This is a genomic window from Halorarius halobius (genome assembly GCF_024298865.1).
Lineage (GTDB): Archaea > Halobacteriota > Halobacteria > Halobacteriales > Haloarculaceae > Halorarius > Halorarius halobius.
In genome coordinates this window covers 1294925-1310517 of record NZ_CP101161.1, presented here as the reverse complement: position 1 = coordinate 1310517, position 15593 = coordinate 1294925, and the positions used below count along the sequence as shown (strand labels likewise).

Here is a 15593-nt window from a genome sequence, read left to right as displayed (position 1 = left end):
AGTGTGACACGGCCGGAGAACCCACCGCGTTCACCGGCGCTCGCGGTTCCCGATGGTCACCGGTCGCGTGGTCCGGATGCTTCCGGTAGTTGCGTCCCCTAACCGACAGGGTTTCCCGACCCCGAACCGTGGCACGCCTAATGACGAAGGAGCACATCGAGGTCCGGGGTGCAGAGGAGCACAACCTCAAGGACGTCGACGTCCGCATCCCGCGCGAGGAGTTCACCGTCGTCACGGGGCTGTCCGGCTCCGGCAAATCCTCGCTGGCCTTCGAGACGGTGTACGCGGAGGGCCAGCGCCGCTACATCGAGTCGCTGTCGGCGTACGCCCGCAACTTCCTCGGCCAGATGGACAAACCGCAGGTCGAGAACGTCGAGGGGCTCTCTCCGGCCATCTCCATCGACCAGAAGAACGCCGCCAACAACCCCCGCTCGACGGTCGGTACCGTCACCGAACTCCACGACTACCTCCGTCTCCTCTATGCGCGCGTCGGCACCCCCCACTGCCCGGAGTGTGGCCGCGAGGTGGGCGAGCAGTCCGCCCAGAACATGGTCTCGCGGGTGCTCGAGTTGCCCGAAGACACCCGCGCCAAACTCGCGGCGCCCGTCGTCCGCGACCAGAAGGGAGCCTTCGAGGACCTGTTCGACGACCTGGCGGGCGAGGGGTACGCCCGCGTCGAAGTGGACGGCGAGGAGTACGACCTCTCCCACGAGCGGCCCGACCTCGACGAGAACTACAACCACACCGTCGACGTAATCGTCGACCGCGTGACGGTCAGCGAGGAGGCCCGCTCGCGCATCACCGACTCGGTGGAGACCGCCCTCGAGGAAGCCGACGGCGCGCTGAAGGTCATCCTGCCGGACCCGCCCGAGGACGTCGACCTCGGGACGGAGACGCGGTCGACTGGCGACCTCGCGGGCGACGACCGCGACCGTCTCGTCGTCACCTTCTCGGAGGAACTCGCCTGCACGCACTGCGGCATCGACCTCCCCGAAATCGAGACGCGGTCGTTCTCGTTCAACTCCCCGCACGGCGCCTGCCCCGCCTGCGAGGGCATCGGCGAGACGAAGGAGGTCGACGAAGACCTCGTGGTGCAGGACCCCTCGAAGCCGCTGAAGGACGTGTTCGAGCCGTGGAGCTACAACCGGTCGTACTACCGGACGCGCATCGACAGCGTGGCCGCGCACTTCGGCCTGAGCGTCGACACGCCGTTCGAACAACTGGACGAGGACGTCCAGGAGGCGTTCCTCTACGGCACCGACGACGAGGTGGTGTTCAAACGGCAGACGAAGAACGGCACCCGCCGGAAGGAGAAGCAGTTCGAGGGCGTCATCCCGAACCTCGACCGCCGGTACGTCGAGACGGACTCGGAGAGCACCCGCGAGCACATCGAGGACTACATGGCGACGACGACCTGTCCCGACTGTGAGGGGACGCGTCTCCGGCCGGAGTCGCGGGCGGTCCTCGTGGCCGACACCGCCATCACCGAAATCAACCGCATGAGCATCGGCGACGCCCTGGAGCATTTCGAGGGGCTCGAATCCGACCTCTCGGAGCGCGAACGGACCATCGCCGAGGAGATATTCAAGGAGATACGTGCGCGCCTCGGATTCATGGAGGAGGTCGGGCTGGAGTATCTCACGCTCGACCGCGAGGCCTCGACGCTGTCTGGCGGCGAGAGCCAGCGCATCCGGCTGGCCACCCAGGTCGGCTCCGGGCTCGTCGGCGTGCTGTACGTGCTCGACGAACCCTCCATCGGCCTCCACCAGCGCGACAACGACAAACTGCTCGACACGCTGGAGGGCCTGCGCGATTTGGGCAACACGCTGGTCGTCGTCGAACACGACGAGGAGACGATGTGGCGCGCGGACAACGTCATCGACATGGGTCCCGGTCCCGGGAAGCGGGGCGGCGACGTGGTCGTCAACGGCGACGTTGCCGACGTGATGGCCGCCGACGCGTCCGTCACCGGCGACTACCTCGCCGGGCGCAAGGTCATCGACGTGCCCGACGACCGGCGCGACGCCGACGGCCACCTCACCGTTCGAGGTGCTCGCCAACATAACCTCAAGGACCTCGACGTGACGGTCCCGCTGGGCAACTTCACCGCCATCACGGGCGTCTCCGGGTCGGGGAAGTCGACGCTACTGCACGAGATTCTCTACAAGGGGCTCGTCCGGCGGATGAACGACACCGACGTGTTCCCTGGCGACCACGACGACATCGAGGGCATCGACGAGATAGAGAGCGTGCGGCTCATCGACCAGTCGCCCATCGGCCGGACGCCCCGTTCCAACCCGGCGACGTACACGGGCGTGTTCGACCACATCCGCGAACTGTTCGCGGAGACGAAGCTCGCCAAACAGCGCGGCTACGAGCGCGGCCGGTTCTCGTTCAACGTGAAGGGTGGCCGCTGTGAGGCCTGCGGGGGACAGGGCACCGTCAAAATCGACATGAACTTCCTGTCTGACGTGTACGTCCCCTGCGAGGAATGTGGCGGCTCCCGCTACAACGACGAGACGCTCGACGTTACCTACAAGGGCGCGACCATCGCGGACGTACTGGAGATGGAGGTCGACGAGGCCCACGAGTTCTTCGAGTCTCACTCCGGCATCCGGCGGCGTCTCCAGCTTCTGAAGGACGTCGGGCTCGGCTACATGCGACTCGGTCAGCCGTCGACCACCCTGTCGGGCGGAGAAGCCCAGCGCATCAAGCTCGCGGAGGAACTCGGCAAGAAGGACTCCGGCGACACGCTCTACCTGCTGGACGAGCCGACGACCGGCCTCCACTCCGAGGACGAGCGGAAGCTCATCGACGTGCTCCAGCGGCTGACCGACGACGGCAACACCGTCGTCGTCGTCGAGCACGAACTCGACCTGGTGAAGAACGCCGACCACATCATCGACCTCGGGCCGGAGGGCGGCGAACACGGCGGCGACCTCGTCGCCGAGGGCACGCCCGAGGCCGTCGCCCGGCAGGACGACTCGCACACCGGTCGCTACCTCCGGGACCTGCTCCCCGACGTGGAGATGGACGGGCCGCGGGCCGAGCGGTGGGAGAAGCGCGAAGCACTGGCCGAGGAGACCGACGCCGAGGAGGCGGAGGCCCGAGCCGCGGGTGACGACTGACTGCGGTCGCCGTAATGCCAATCGGCGACGACTGACCGATGTCGCCGTAATGCCAATCGGCGACGACTGACGGAGCGGCCGGGGCGATAGCGAACAGGCGACACCGTTCCACTCTCCGGGGTGTGGTGTCGCACAATCGCTGACCACCCCGGAGCGGGCGTCACGTCACGGCGAGGGTGGCCGTGCTTCCGTACTTGAACCCTCGCACGGTCGGGTGTCCTTAAGTTCGCGGGCGACGAATCGCCGTGCATGTCCACCTCCGTCGACGACGAGACCATCCTCGAGATACTGCGCTCGAACGACGCACCCCGGATGACGACTACCGAGGTCGCCGGACAGCTCCCGGTCACGCGGGGGACGACCCGCAATCGGCTCCAGCAACTCGTCGACGAGGGGCTACTCGAACGGACCACCGAGGGGAACAACGTCGTCTGGTGGCTCCCCGAACGCGAAGACGAGATAGCCGAGAGCGAGGCCGATGCCGAGAGCGAGGCTGAAGACGACGCGGAAACCGACGCCGAGGAACGTGAACAGAGCGAGGGCGACGAGACGAGCGACGAGAACGACGTCGACGTCGAAGCGGCCGAGCAGGCGAAGGCCGAGACCGACGACGGCCCGACCGAGGTCGAAGTCGAGGCCGTCGACGGCGACGACGATGACGGTGATGAGGAGAAAGAGGAGGAGGAGGCCGACGTGGAGACGCCCGACTCGGAGACTGAGACCCGCACCGCCGCCGACCGGCCGGAGCTCTCGGACGACGAGGAGGGACTGCGTACCGTCGCGGTCGTGGCGGCGGTCATCGTCCTCGTCCTGTTGCTCCGGAAACTGCTCGGGGGCGGCGACACCGAGGAGTAGATGACCGTCCACGCCGCGTTCCCCGACCGGGTGCTCGCCGTCGACGAGGGGACGGCGACCGACCTCGCCGATGTCGAGTGTCTCGCCGCCGGCGGCGGCGACGTGTACGCGGGAACGTGGGACGGGCTGTACCGCCGGACAGGTGAGGGGTTCGAGCGCGTGCTCGACGGCCACGTCACCGCCGTCACGCGCGGCGACGGCGCGTGGTGGGCCGGCACGGAACCGAGCGCCGTCTACCGCTCGACCGACGGCCGGGAGTGGGAGCGACTGCCGGAGTTGACGACGCTTCCCTCGTCGAACGAGTGGTCGTTCCCGCCGCGGCCCGACACCCATCACGTCCGCTGGCTGGAGCCCGACCCGAACCGCGCGGGCCGGTGGTACGTGGCCATCGAGGCCGGCGCGCTCGTGCGGACCGACGACGGCGGGGAGACCTGGCGCGACCGGGTGGCCGGCGCCCGGCGCGACACCCACGAACTCGCCACCCACCCCGACGCGCCCGGCCGCCTCTACTGTGCGGCGGGCGACGGCTACGCCGAGTCGACCGACGGGGGCGACTCGTGGACGTACCCGCAGTCCGGGCTGGAGGAGCGCTACTGCTGGAGCGTCGCCGTCGACCCCGCGGACCCCGACGTGCGCGTGCTGTCGAGCGCGCGGTCGGCGACCCAGGCCCACCGGCAGGGCGTCTCCTCGGTGTACCGGCGCGCCGACGACGACTGGACGCGAATCGACGACCTGCCGCACGGCGACGGCTGTTACCGCGCCGTCGTCCGCGCGCCGGAGCCGGGGCGGTTCCTCGCGCTGTCGAACCGCGGGCTGTTCGAGAGCGACGACGCCGGCGGGACGTGGGAGGAGGTGGTCGCCGGCGACCGACTGCCGGACGCGCCGCCGGCCGGCCTCGCCGTTCAGGTGTAGAACTCGAAGCGGGCGCCACCCGCCTCGCTTTCGGTGACCGACACGTCCCAGCCGTGCGCGTCGGCGACCCGCCGGACGATGGCGAGGCCGATGCCCGTCCCCTGCGCGTCGGTGGTGTACCCCTGGTCGAACACGTCCTCGCGCTCGTCGGGCGGGATTCCCGGCCCGTCGTCGGCGACGTAGAACCCCGCGCCGTCCGGGAACGCGCCGACGGTCACCGTCGGCTCCGAGCCGGCGTGTTCGCCGGCGTTGCGAAACAGGTTCTCGAACACGGCCGCGAGCCGCTCGGGGTCCGCGCGCAGTTTCGTGTCGTCGGGGAACCGGAACGCGATGTCGGCTTGCAGGTCCGCGGCGACCGTCTCGCTCGCCCCCTCGGCCACCTCGCGGAGCGAGACGGGTTCGAGGTCAGAGAGGTCCGCGCCCTGCCGGGAGAGCTTCAGCAGTTCCGCTATCATCCGGTCCATCCGCTCGTGGGCCTGCTTGACCCGCTCGAAGTCCTCCTCACGACCCGTCTGCTTGGCGAGGTCCATCCCGCTGGCCGCGACGCTGAGCGGGTTCCGCAGGTCGTGGCTGAGAATGCTGGCGAACTCGTCGAGCCGCATGTTCTGCCGCTGGAGCTGGGACGCGGTCTCCCGGAGCTGTGCGTGGTAGTAGCCCGCCGCGCCGCCGAACGTCGCCCCCACGGTGGCGGAGCTAGCGACGACGTAGGAGGGGTCGGATATCACCTCGCCCTGGAGTGTGATGACCGCCAGCAACCAGACCGCGAGCGCGCCCGTAACGAGGCCGCCAGCGAACGCCCACGCCGTGATGACGACCATCGCCTCCGGCGATTCGCCGCGCTCGTAGAGGTGGACCGCGAACACCAGGAAGAACAGCGCAAGCCCGATGGGGAGCCCCGACTCCACCAGCCGGAGCCAGAGGTCAGCGTCGCTGACGAGCACGTTGACCGCCGACAGCGCCAGGAGCCCCACACCGAGCAGTAGAAGCGAGGCTCGCTGGAGCGTCTCGTTCGATGCCGTCATCTGGTCCGTACCCATCTCGTTTCCCCGGAGGCCGCGACTCGTCGTGTCCCGGCCTCCGGACCCCCCGGCCTAATACTTACTGGCCCGGCGACGAACTGGAAGGTTCTTGGCCCACGGCGCCGTGCCACCGGTAATGCGCGACTTCGTCGTCGTGGGGGCCGGCCCCGCTGGCTCGCGGTTCGCCCGCTCCGCGGCCGAGTGCGGCCGGGACGTGCTCGTGCTCGAACAGGGCGAAGTCGGGAAGCCGCTGGCCTGCTCGGGCCACGTCTCGCTCGACGTCTGGGAGTACGTCCCCGACGCGGCCCGCGACGAACTGTTCCAGAACGCGATTCACGGCGCCCGCTTCCACCTCGGCGACGCCGACTCGCGGGCCTACCCGTTCTACCGCGACGACCCCATATCGAACGCCATCGACCGCGTCGGCCTCGACAAGACGCTGGCCCGGGCCGCCAGCGACGCCGGCGCGGACGTCCGCGACCGCCACACCGTCACCCGCGTCGAGGAGCACCGCGATTCGGTGACCGTCACCGCCCGCGGCCCCGACGGCACCGAGCGGTTCGAGACCCGCCTCGTCGTCGGGGCCGACGGCCCCCGCTCGCGGGTGCGCGACCAGTGTGGCCTCCCCGAACCCGACGAGTTCCTGCACGGCGTGCTCGGCTTCGACCCCGACCCGGACCACCAGGAGTTCGTCGACGTCCACCTCTCTGTGCCGACGTTCTTCGCGTGGCGCATCCCGCGCGGCGAGGCGGGCGTCGAGTACGGTCTCGCCGTCAGGCCGGGCGACGACGAGCGGGCCCGCTTCCGCGCGTTCTGTGACGACTACGGCGCCGACGTCGACGAGCGGTGCTCGGGGCTCATCCCGGTCGGCCCGCCCAAGCGCGTCACCGGCCGGCGCTCCCTGCTGGTGGGCGATGCCGCCGCCCAGACCAAGCCGTTCACCGGCGGCGGCATCCTCTACGGGATGCGCGCCGCGGACCACGCCGCCCGCACCGTCGACCCCGCTCGACCCGAAACGCTGGGCGACTACGAGGACGCCTGGCGCTCCGAGTTGCGGCGCGAACAGCAACTCGGCCACCTCGTCCGCGCCGGCTACTCCATGCCAGAACCCGTCCAGCGCGTCGGCCTCCGGGCGTTCTCCGGCGAGATCGGCGTCCACATGGACGAGCCCTCGACGCTGTTCTCCCGCGAGCAACTGAAGGCGCTTCTGTCGTGGGGCTGAGCTACCACGTCCGCGTCGGGAGCAGGTCCATCGCCCGCGCGACCCGCCGCTTGCCGTCGACGGGGACGACGACGCGAAGGTCGGGGTCGTAGTCGGCCAGCAGTTCCCGACACGACCCACACGGCGGGACGACGCTCGGTTCGGTCTCGTCCTCGCCGCGGGGGTACGCCACGGCGACGCAGGTGCGGAGGTCGTCGTGCCCGTAGCCGTCGGCGATGGCCGACCCGACGGCGACCGGTTCCGCACACATCGACGCCCGGCCGACCGACGCCGGCAGGCTCACCCCCTCGTGGACCGTGCCGTCCGCGAGTCTCACCCCGCCCGCGACGATGTGGGCACCGTCGAAGAACTCGGGGTCGTACGTCCGGTCGTTCGTCGCGGCGACCTGTGCTATCAGGTCCTCGTCGTCGTCGGTGAGTGGCGCCGTCTCCATACCCGAGTCTCGTCCGCGGCCGGCAGGTAGTTTCCGGTCGGGCGTGGACCGGTGTCACTCCCACCGAAGACTTATTCCGACGACCGGAAACCGCCGAGTATGCAGCGGTGGTTCCCGTGAGCGACGAACTCCCGGCCGAGCGCAGCGACGAACCAATCACGCCCGACCGCATCGCCGCGGACTGTCGGGACCTGGGCGTCGAGGCGGGCGACGTCCTGCTCGTCCACTCGTCGCTGTCGTCGCTCGGGCGGGTGCCCGGCGGCCCGCAGGGCGCAGTCGAGGGGTTCCGGGACGCGGTCGGACCCGACGGGACGGTCGTCGTCCCGACCCACTCGCCGCAGTTGATGGACCCCTCGCAGTTCTCGAATCCGCCGGTGCCGGAGTCGTGGTACGAGCCTATCCGGGAGTCGCGTCCCCCCTTCCGCCCGGACGCGACCCCCACCCGGGGGATGGGTGCCATCCCCGAGTGTCTCCGCGACTACGACGAGGCGGTCCGGAGCGACCACCCCATCTACTCGTTCGCGGCCATCGGCGCCGACGCCGAGCGACTCGTCGAGACGCACCCGCTGGAGACGGGACTCGGCCCCGGGTCGCCGCTGGAGGCGGTGTACGACCTCGGCGGCTCCGTCCTCATGGTTGGCGTCGACCCCGGACGGAACACTTCGCTACATCTCGCGGAGCACCGCGCCGACTGGGCGAAACCGACCGTGGAATCGGGCGCGGCGATGCGCGTGGACGGCGAGACGCGGTGGGTCGCGTTCGAGGAACTCGCGTACGACGACGGCGCGTTCGCCGACTGCGCGGCCGCCTTCGAGGCGGCACGCCCCGACGCGGTCGAGACGGGCGAGGTCGGCATCGCGTCGGCGACGCTGTTCGACCAACGGGCCCTCGTCGACTTCGCCGCCGAGTGGATAGGCGAACGGCGGGACTGACTACAGGTCCCGCTCGTGTTTCACGGCCGCGCGGTCGATGGCCTCGACGTCGTCGATGCCCGCGAGCCCCATCGTCAGGTCCAGTTGCGAGATGTGGTTCCTGAGGACGTTCTCGACGCCCGACTGGCCGGAGTGGGCCAGCCCGTAGGCGAACGGCCGGCCGAGCAACACCGTGTCCGCGCCGAGCGCGAGCGCCTTGAACGTGTGCTCGCCGCGCCGGATGCCCGAATCGAAGAAGACGGGCACCTCGCCGTCGACCTCGTCGGCCACGTCCGGGAGCGCCTCGAACGCGGTGATGGAGCCGTCGACCTGCCGGCCGCCGTGGGTAGAGACGCCGACGCCGTCCGCGCCGTGCTCGATAGCGAGACGCGCGTCGTCGGGGTGGAGGATACCCTTCACGATGACGGGGAGGTCGGTGCTGTCGTGGAGGAACTGCAAATCGTCCCACGTCAGCGAGGCGTCGCCGAAGATTTCGAGGAACAGGTCGACGGCCGCCTGCGGGTCCTCCTCGGGGGGTGCGTCGAGTTTCGAGCGGAACGCGGGGTCCGAGAAGTAGTTGGCGACGCCCTCGCCGTCGAGGAACGGGTAGTACCCCCGCTCCAGGAGGCGCTCGCGCCAGCCGAGCGTCGGCGCGTCGACCGTGAGGACGATGGCGTCGTACCCCGACTCCTCCGCGCGGTCGAGGAACGAGGCGGCGACGTCGCGGTCGGTCGACCAGTAGAACTGGAACCACTTCGGCGTGTCACCCAACTCCTCGGCCACCTCCTCCATCGGCGTCGAGGAGAGCGAACTCAGGATGAACGGCACGTCCATCTCCTTGCAGGCGCGGGCCGTCCCGCCCTCGGCCTCCTCGTGGAGCAGGCTCTGGACGCCCAGCGGCGTTATCATCACGGGGTACTCGTGGGTCCGACCGTACAGCTCGACGGAGAGGTCGCGGTCCGCGACGCCGCGCAACATCCGGGGGACGATGCGCCACGCCGAGAAGTCCTTGTTGCGCTCGAACGTCTCCTCGCTACCGGCGCCGCCGTGAACGTACGCCTTCGCGGTCTCGTCCATGCGCTCGAACGCCTCGGCCCGGAGCTCCTCGAACGAGACGGGGAAGTCGGGGGTCTCGCCCTCGTACATCCCCTTGCGGTACACCTCGCGGATATGCTTGACGCCGAACTGCTCGCCGTGCGTGTCCTCCGGCATGTCCGTCCCTGGACCACGCACACACATAGGTCTGTGTCTCACGGCACGCCCGGTCGATTTCACGGTTGGAAACGCGTGAAAACTTCAAGTCAGTTCACCCGAACACGTCGACCGATGACACGGTGTGCGTCCTGTGGCGCTGAGGAGGAACTGCTGTTCACCTGCAGTCACTGTAGCAAGCAGTTCTGTGCGACCCACCAGTTCCCACACCACGCCTGCGACCGGTTCACCACGGACGACGGCGGCCCGGTCGGATTCGAGTTCGGCGACGGCACGGTCATCGCCGACGACCCGGCCGGGGTGACCGACGGGACGACCGACGGCCCAGAGGCGGCGGGCGAGGACGACGGGACGCGCGTGCCCGGGCCGCGGGTCGAGGTCGCCCGGGACGCCGCCCGTGAGACCCGGCCGGACCGCGACGGCGGCGACGACCTCCCGCCGAACCGCGGGATGCCGTGGGAACGCGGGCCGAACTCCGTGCTCGAGTGGATGGAGGAGCAGAGCTATCCGACGTATCTGGCGAAGGTCGGCGGCCTCTCGCTGCTTCTCACCGCGGCGTACTACGCGGGCCTCGCGGCGACCCTGTACGGCTACGTCTGACCGTCGCCGTCCGCGTCCTCGACGTCCGGGCCCCGACCGTTCTCCGACCCCTCGACCTCCGGGAACAGCCGTTCGTACGGGGTGTGGCCACCGAGCCGCCGCACCTCCTCGAACGCGCTCTCGGCGCGGCGGCGGGCGGCCGCGACCGCCTCGTCGTCGGGGGTGAGCGACTCGCCGGCGGCGGCACGCTCCCGGCACCGCTCGTACAGGTCGTCGACGGCCGTCCGGTAGGCGTCCGCCTGCCGGGCGAGCCGGACCGTCCCGACCAGCGCGTCCTCGTACGGGGGCTCGACCGCGTACTCGAAGTCGGGGGCCGTACCGAGACGAACGACGGGCGTGGCGGCGCCGGCCTCCCGGAGCGCGCCCCGAAGGTCACGCGCCGTGGCGTCGGCCAACTCGCCCGCGACGACCACGTCGGCGGTGGCGCCGCGGACCCGCGCGTCGGCCAGCGTCGTCACCCGTTCGACGTCGAAGCCGGCCGTCGAGAGGGCGTCGTGGGCCGCCGTCCCCGCGTCGTCGGCGGCCGCGATGAGGACCGTCACGTCCTCCGGATAGCGCCGATAGCTATAGAAGGTTCGCCTCCCCGGAACCAGGTCGGCGGTAGGCGTGGCATACTGATCGTGCCACACCGCGTGGAGGAGATATGATTCCGATGTTCGTCGGCATCCCGGGCGGTCCCGAACTGCTTGTCATCCTGCTGGTCGCGGTCCTGCTGTTCGGAGCCGACCGCCTGCCGAAACTCGCGCGGTCCAGCGGCGAGGCGATGGGTGAGTTCAAGAAAGGTCGTGCGGCCGTCGAGGCCGAGATACGGGAGGCCGCCGCCGAACGCTCCGAGGCGGCCGACGCCGAGACGGCCGAGACGGCCGAGACGGCGACCGACAGCGCCTGACGACGGACCCTCTTTCTGTACGTTCGACTGCGGACGGACCGACTCCGCGTAGCCACTGGCTCCCTATCAGGGCGCGTCGCCGTCCCGCTCCGGCGGCGGGTCGATGGAGCGTGGCGACCCCCCGGTGCCGAGACGCGTGCGCCGGTCGTGGACGGCGTGGTAGCCCCCGACAGCGAGGAAGGCGACGGCGACGAACAGCGCGTAGCCGAACCCACCGACGGCGTCGAACGGGTAGACGCCGACGGCCGCGACGCTGACGAGCGCCGTCAGCACCGCCGCCAGGCCGACGTACACCTGCCCCCACGAGAGGTCGTCCGCGGGCACGACGTCGAGGTAGACGTCGAACTCGCGGACGTGGTCGGTGAGGCTGACGACCCCCCGGTCGCGGTCGTAGACGGCTACCCCGAGCTTGTCCATCTTCGGGAGATGCGTCTGGTGGAGCGCCGTGTACACGCGCTTGCGCTGTTTCGGCGTCACCGCGGCCAGTTCGACGTCGTTCTCCCACGCGGCCAACTGCATCGACAGGTCGCGGATGGTGACCGACTCGTCGACCTGCTTCAGGTAGTGGAGCGCGTAGCGACGGCGACGGCTCCCGAGCGTCTCGAAGACGGCGTCCGTCGACAGCCGGCCGGTGGTGCCCGCACCGGCCGCCCGCACTACTCCCCCCTCACCGGAGCCTGCCGCCCGGTCGTCCGCGCTTACGTCCTGCTGTGTAGACACGTGTTCACCCCCATAACAGCCTCTCAGAGGCGATATGGGAGCATATACGATTCCGTATTAACTCTGTCAGGAACGACTGGCCTGCACAATCGGTACCGCGACCTTACCGACGGTCGCGGGGGTCGCGGACCCGGACCCGGCGGGCGGCCCACAGCTGACAGCCGGAGGTCACGGCGAACGCGGCCAGCGTCGCCGTCGCCCACACCAGCGGGTCGACGGCGTCGACGAGCGGCGCGCCCGCGAGCGTGGCGACGACGAGACAGAGCCCGAGGATGCCGAGCGCGCGGTACAACTCGGCCCACGAGACGCCGAACAGCGCGACGGGCGTCGCGTAGCGGGCGACGTGTCGGCTGGCCGCAAGCGGCCGCACCACGCCGTCCTCGTGAGCGACCAGCCCGAGGTCGGTGAGCCGCGGGAGATGCGTCTGCCGGAGCGAGTTGTAGACGCTGTCGCGGAGCGAGCCTGGCGGCTCGCCGCCGGCCTCGACGGCGGCGACGGCGTCCGCCAACTCCCCCACGGGCATCGCTCCCTCGCGTCTGAGCAGGCGCAACGCGGTGGCGCGGCGGGGACTGCTCAACACGCGGTGGACCGTCGTCGGCGGAAGCCGGCGACGGGCGTACCTCAGCACGGCTCCTCGCACTCCATTACGTTAGGCAGTGACTTCTCCGGGGGATTTAGACATGGTTCGCGTACCGGAACGGAACCCCGCGTTTCGACCGACGGGAGCGCGTCGGCACGAACACCGTACCGGTCCCGACGGCCGCGTACGGGGAGCGTACCGCCCCGGCCAACGGCCCGATGAGCGCGACCGAACGCCGGGTTCGCCGACCGGTCCGCTCTCTTTACCTAACACCCCTGCAGTCCGAGAGGTCTCCAACCCGAGGACGCTGGGGGACCGGCCCGCACGGCCCGGGGGGAGACCACCATGACCGACGACCAACAGAACCTGTACGACCTCTCGCGCCGCAAGATGATCGCCGGACTCGGGGCCATCGGCCTCGCCTCCGCGGGGGCCGGCCTCGGCACCTCCGCGCTGTTCAGCGACCGCGAGGAGTTCAGCGACAACAGCATCACCGCGGGTACGCTCGACCTGAGCGTCACCGCGACCGTCGTGGGCGCGAACGCGTACTGGGCCGACCAGCCCGGCGTGCTCGGCCTCTCGGGAACGGCCGACGACAGCGAGGCCGTGGTCGGCCTCACGGTCGACGACGTGAAGCCCGGCGACTGGGCCATCATCTGCTTCGAAATCGAGAACGAGACCAACCCGGGCTACGTCCAGGTCTCGGTGACCGACCTCGAAAACGGCGAGGGCGCGAACCCGGAACCCGAGGGCGACACGACCGGTGACGGCGAACTGGGCGACGCCATCCTCGCGTCGCTCTGGCAGGCGTACGGCGGCCCGACCGACGGCACCTCCAGCGGCCAGAAGAGCGACCTCTCGGTGCTCGATGCGTGGACCAACGACGAGCCCGACGGGACGGTCAACAAGCCGTACGCGGCCGTCAGCGACGACGACTACACCAGCGCGGAGTACGGCCAGACCGTGGAGTCCGACATGGACTACCCCACGCTCAACCAGTTCGCCTCCTTCCTGGGAGGCGGCCAACTCATCAGGAAGAACGACGGCACGCCGTTCTACGTGACCAACGACGGCGCGGACCGCGGCGACGGGGCCGCGGAGTTCTGCCTGCTGCTGGAGATTCCGACGGCGGTCGGCAACGACATTCAGGGCGACACGGTGTCGTTCGACCTCGTGTTCGAGACCGAACAGGTCCGCAACAACGACGACCCGTTCAACGGCACGCAGGTGACCCCCTCGGGCACGCCGACCCCGAGCTAATCCGCGGCATCGCCATCTGACCGCGTTCACCCGCGGGCGTGACGCCCACGCGCCGCGGAGAATCATCATACCCACCAAACACCGACATGACCCAAGACACGGAACCACAACCGAAACTGTACGACCTCTCCCGGCGCAAGATGCTGGCCGGCCTCGGCGCCGTCGGCCTTGCCTCCGCGGGCGCGGGGTTCGGCACCTCCGCGCTGTTCAGCGACCGCGAGGAGTTCGCCGGCAACAGCATCACCGCCGGCGAACTCGACCTGCTGGTCGACTGGCAACAGCACTACAGCTACACGATGGGCGGCGACCCGGTCGTCACCTACGTCAACGCCCACCCGGACCACGACGGCGACGGCGAGCAGTCCATCGTCGATGACGGCGTGGTGGTCCGCTACAGCGACGAGGACCGGAACCTCCAGGGGCTGGACTGCGAGAACATCCCGCCGCTCGACCAGGCCGACTTCGGCTCCGACCCCGTCACGGGCGACGCGATGGACACGCTCGTCCAGTTCAGCGACGTGAAGCCCGGCGACGAGGGCGAGATAACGTTCTCGCTGCATCTCTGTGACAACCCCGGCTACATCTGGATGCAGGCGGCCAACGTCACCGAAAGCGGCGGCGCGACCAACGACGCCGAGGCGCTCGTCGACCCGGACAACCTCCCGGACCTCGCGGACGCCATCGAGGCGACGCTGTGGTACGACGAGGACTGCGACAACGTCCGCGACGGGGCCGACCCCGCGGACATCATGCTGACGCTCGACTTCTCGGGGTCGATGCTGTACGACCAGTACGGCGGCGTCGTCAGCACCGACTCGATCCAGGTCAACGGGACCACCTACGACGAGACGACGAAGATAGACCTCGTCGAACTCGGCGCGAAGGAGTTCATCGACTACCTGCAACTGCAGGGCTCCGACGTGCAGGTCGGCGTGGCCTACTTCGACGGCGAGGGGTCCTCGGACACCGAACCGCGGGTCGGCATCTTACAGGAGTTGACCGCTGACCTCTCCGTGGTCGACGCGGCGCTGTCCGACCTCCGGCAGAAGCTCGCCAACGTCGTCACCGGCGTCGCGGCCGACGGCGTCGGCTCCGACCCGAACGCGAGCGACCCGGCCGACGGCGACGGCGACCCGGACCCGTACTCGAACGCGAACGGCATCGCCACCGGCACCTACATCGGCGAGGGCGTCGACGCGGCGCAGGCCGAGTTGGCTAGCGTGCGCGCCCGTAGCGGCGTCGACTACGCCAACATCGTGCTCTCTGACGGCGAATCGTTCAACGGCACCGGTAGCACCACGTTCAGTTCGCCCGAGGACGCCGCCGACGACGCGCGTGCGACCGCCCCGGCCCCCGCGACGGACGTGTACACCATCTCGGTCGGCAGTGCCAACGACGCCGTCCTCCAGGAGATGGCCGGCGAGGCCGGCGACTCTGTCGGCGACGACCCGGCGTACTTCTACGACGTCGACGACCCCGTCAACGTCCCGAGCGTCTTCGGGAACATCGCGGCGCGGTTCGGCGGCGAGAAGATCATCATGCAGGACACGCTCGGCAACGTCATCGCGGAACTGGCCGACGGGAACGGCATCCCGCTGGACGGGAACCGCGCGACGGCCTACGACGAACTGAGCGACCCCGCGACCGACCCGGACCGCGACCCGTTCCGGGGCGACGGCGTGATGCACTGCGTCGCGCTCGCGTGGGAACTGCCCGTCGAGGTGGGCAACGAAATCCAGGGCGACAGCCTCGGGTTCGACCTCGGCTTCTACACCGAGCAGGCCCGCAACAACGACGGTAGCGGCCCGGTCGCTACCTGAGTGCGGCGACCACCGGCCCGCCCCACCCGCGG

15 protein-coding genes are annotated in these 15593 nt (G+C 69.9%); 9 read left to right on the top strand and 6 right to left on the bottom strand.

Going from position 1 to position 15593, the window contains the following annotated elements; genetic code table 11:
* Nucleotides 1-140: 140 nt before the first annotated feature.
* From uvrA to NL112_RS06970, 3 genes are all read left to right on the top strand, one after another.
* A complete protein-coding gene (gene uvrA / locus NL112_RS06980) occupies nt 141-3128 on the top strand; it encodes an excinuclease ABC subunit UvrA (RefSeq protein WP_255151915.1) in 2988 nt (995 codons plus the stop codon).
* Nucleotides 3129-3377: 249 nt separating this feature from the next.
* Complete coding sequence (locus tag NL112_RS06975) at nt 3378-3983, top strand: winged helix-turn-helix domain-containing protein (protein WP_255151914.1); 606 nt, start codon at nt 3378-3380, stop codon at nt 3981-3983.
* Nucleotides 3984-4895, top strand: coding sequence for a WD40/YVTN/BNR-like repeat-containing protein (locus tag NL112_RS06970; RefSeq protein ID WP_255151913.1), 912 nt, complete (start codon nt 3984-3986; stop codon nt 4893-4895).
* Here NL112_RS06970 and NL112_RS06965 read toward each other — a convergent pair.
* Nucleotides 4886-5932: a sensor histidine kinase gene (locus NL112_RS06965; RefSeq protein ID WP_255151912.1), complete on the bottom strand. Its 1047-nt coding sequence runs from the start codon at nt 5930-5932 to the stop codon at nt 4886-4888. The genes NL112_RS06970 and NL112_RS06965 overlap by 10 nt on opposite strands.
* Nucleotides 5933-6050: 118 nt before the next feature.
* Between NL112_RS06965 and NL112_RS06960 the strand changes: the two genes are divergently transcribed.
* Nucleotides 6051-7136, top strand: coding sequence for a geranylgeranyl reductase family protein (locus NL112_RS06960; protein WP_255151911.1), 1086 nt, complete (start codon nt 6051-6053; stop codon nt 7134-7136).
* Between the two features lies 1 nt (nt 7137).
* Here NL112_RS06960 and NL112_RS06955 read toward each other — a convergent pair whose 3' ends face one another.
* Entirely contained in the window at nt 7138-7569 is a 432-nt protein-coding gene (locus NL112_RS06955; protein WP_255151910.1) for a cytidine/deoxycytidylate deaminase family protein, read from the bottom strand.
* 116 nt (nt 7570-7685) lie between these two features.
* On the opposite strand from NL112_RS06955, the gene NL112_RS06950 reads away from it, so the two are divergent.
* The gene (locus NL112_RS06950) at nt 7686-8501 is read left to right on the top strand and encodes an AAC(3) family N-acetyltransferase (protein WP_255151909.1); all 816 of its coding nucleotides are present in this window, start codon (nt 7686-7688) and stop codon (nt 8499-8501) included.
* On the opposite strand, the gene NL112_RS06945 is transcribed toward NL112_RS06950, so the two are convergent.
* On the bottom strand, nt 8502-9692 hold the full coding sequence (locus NL112_RS06945; protein WP_255151908.1) for a lactate 2-monooxygenase: 1191 nt from the start codon (nt 9690-9692) through the stop codon (nt 8502-8504).
* Nucleotides 9693-9806: 114 nt separating this feature from the next.
* Here NL112_RS06945 and NL112_RS06940 point away from each other — a divergent pair, with 114 nt between their 5' ends.
* Complete coding sequence (locus NL112_RS06940; RefSeq protein ID WP_255151907.1) at nt 9807-10292, top strand: AN1-type zinc finger protein; 486 nt, start codon at nt 9807-9809, stop codon at nt 10290-10292.
* On the opposite strand, the gene NL112_RS06935 is transcribed toward NL112_RS06940, so the two are convergent.
* Nucleotides 10283-10834 carry a hypothetical protein gene (locus NL112_RS06935; protein ID WP_255151905.1) on the bottom strand — a complete coding sequence of 184 codons (552 nt, stop codon included), beginning with the start codon at nt 10832-10834 and terminating at the stop codon, nt 10283-10285. The genes NL112_RS06940 and NL112_RS06935 overlap by 10 nt on opposite strands.
* 101 nt (nt 10835-10935) lie before the next feature.
* Here NL112_RS06935 and tatA point away from each other — a divergent pair, with 101 nt between their 5' ends.
* A complete protein-coding gene (gene tatA, locus NL112_RS06930) occupies nt 10936-11181 on the top strand; it encodes a twin-arginine translocase TatA/TatE family subunit (protein WP_255151904.1) in 246 nt (81 codons plus the stop codon).
* Nucleotides 11182-11247: 66 nt separating this feature from the next.
* On the opposite strand, the gene NL112_RS06925 is transcribed toward tatA, so the two are convergent.
* Nucleotides 11248-11901, bottom strand: coding sequence for a DUF7344 domain-containing protein (locus NL112_RS06925; protein WP_255151903.1), 654 nt, complete (start codon nt 11899-11901; stop codon nt 11248-11250).
* Nucleotides 11902-12004: 103 nt separating this feature from the next.
* Nucleotides 12005-12529, bottom strand: coding sequence for a DUF7344 domain-containing protein (locus NL112_RS06920; protein WP_255151902.1), 525 nt, complete (start codon nt 12527-12529; stop codon nt 12005-12007).
* Nucleotides 12530-12826: 297 nt separating this feature from the next.
* Here NL112_RS06920 and NL112_RS06915 point away from each other — a divergent pair, with 297 nt between their 5' ends.
* Both NL112_RS06915 and NL112_RS06910 read left to right on the top strand, forming a co-directional pair.
* Nucleotides 12827-13741 carry a SipW-dependent-type signal peptide-containing protein gene (locus NL112_RS06915; RefSeq protein WP_255151901.1) on the top strand — a complete coding sequence of 305 codons (915 nt, stop codon included), beginning with the start codon at nt 12827-12829 and terminating at the stop codon, nt 13739-13741.
* Between the two features lie 86 nt (nt 13742-13827).
* A complete protein-coding gene (locus NL112_RS06910) occupies nt 13828-15561 on the top strand; it encodes a SipW-dependent-type signal peptide-containing protein (protein ID WP_255151900.1) in 1734 nt (577 codons plus the stop codon).
* Nucleotides 15562-15593: the final 32 nt, after the last annotated feature.

Coding starts and splice junctions, on each gene's coding strand:
- uvrA (WP_255151915.1), top strand. CDS start 141: ATGACGAAGGAGCACATCGAGGTCCGGGGTGCAGAGGAGCACAACCTC.
- NL112_RS06975 (WP_255151914.1), top strand. CDS start 3,378: ATGTCCACCTCCGTCGACGACGAGACCATCCTCGAGATACTGCGCTCG.
- NL112_RS06970 (WP_255151913.1), top strand. CDS start 3,984: ATGACCGTCCACGCCGCGTTCCCCGACCGGGTGCTCGCCGTCGACGAG.
- NL112_RS06965 (WP_255151912.1), bottom strand. CDS start 5,932: ATGGGTACGGACCAGATGACGGCATCGAACGAGACGCTCCAGCGAGCC.
- NL112_RS06960 (WP_255151911.1), top strand. CDS start 6,051: ATGCGCGACTTCGTCGTCGTGGGGGCCGGCCCCGCTGGCTCGCGGTTC.
- NL112_RS06955 (WP_255151910.1), bottom strand. CDS start 7,569: ATGGAGACGGCGCCACTCACCGACGACGACGAGGACCTGATAGCACAG.
- NL112_RS06945 (WP_255151908.1), bottom strand. CDS start 9,692: ATGCCGGAGGACACGCACGGCGAGCAGTTCGGCGTCAAGCATATCCGC.
- NL112_RS06940 (WP_255151907.1), top strand. CDS start 9,807: ATGACACGGTGTGCGTCCTGTGGCGCTGAGGAGGAACTGCTGTTCACC.
- tatA (WP_255151904.1), top strand. CDS start 10,936: ATGATTCCGATGTTCGTCGGCATCCCGGGCGGTCCCGAACTGCTTGTC.
- NL112_RS06915 (WP_255151901.1), top strand. CDS start 12,827: ATGACCGACGACCAACAGAACCTGTACGACCTCTCGCGCCGCAAGATG.
- NL112_RS06910 (WP_255151900.1), top strand. CDS start 13,828: ATGACCCAAGACACGGAACCACAACCGAAACTGTACGACCTCTCCCGG.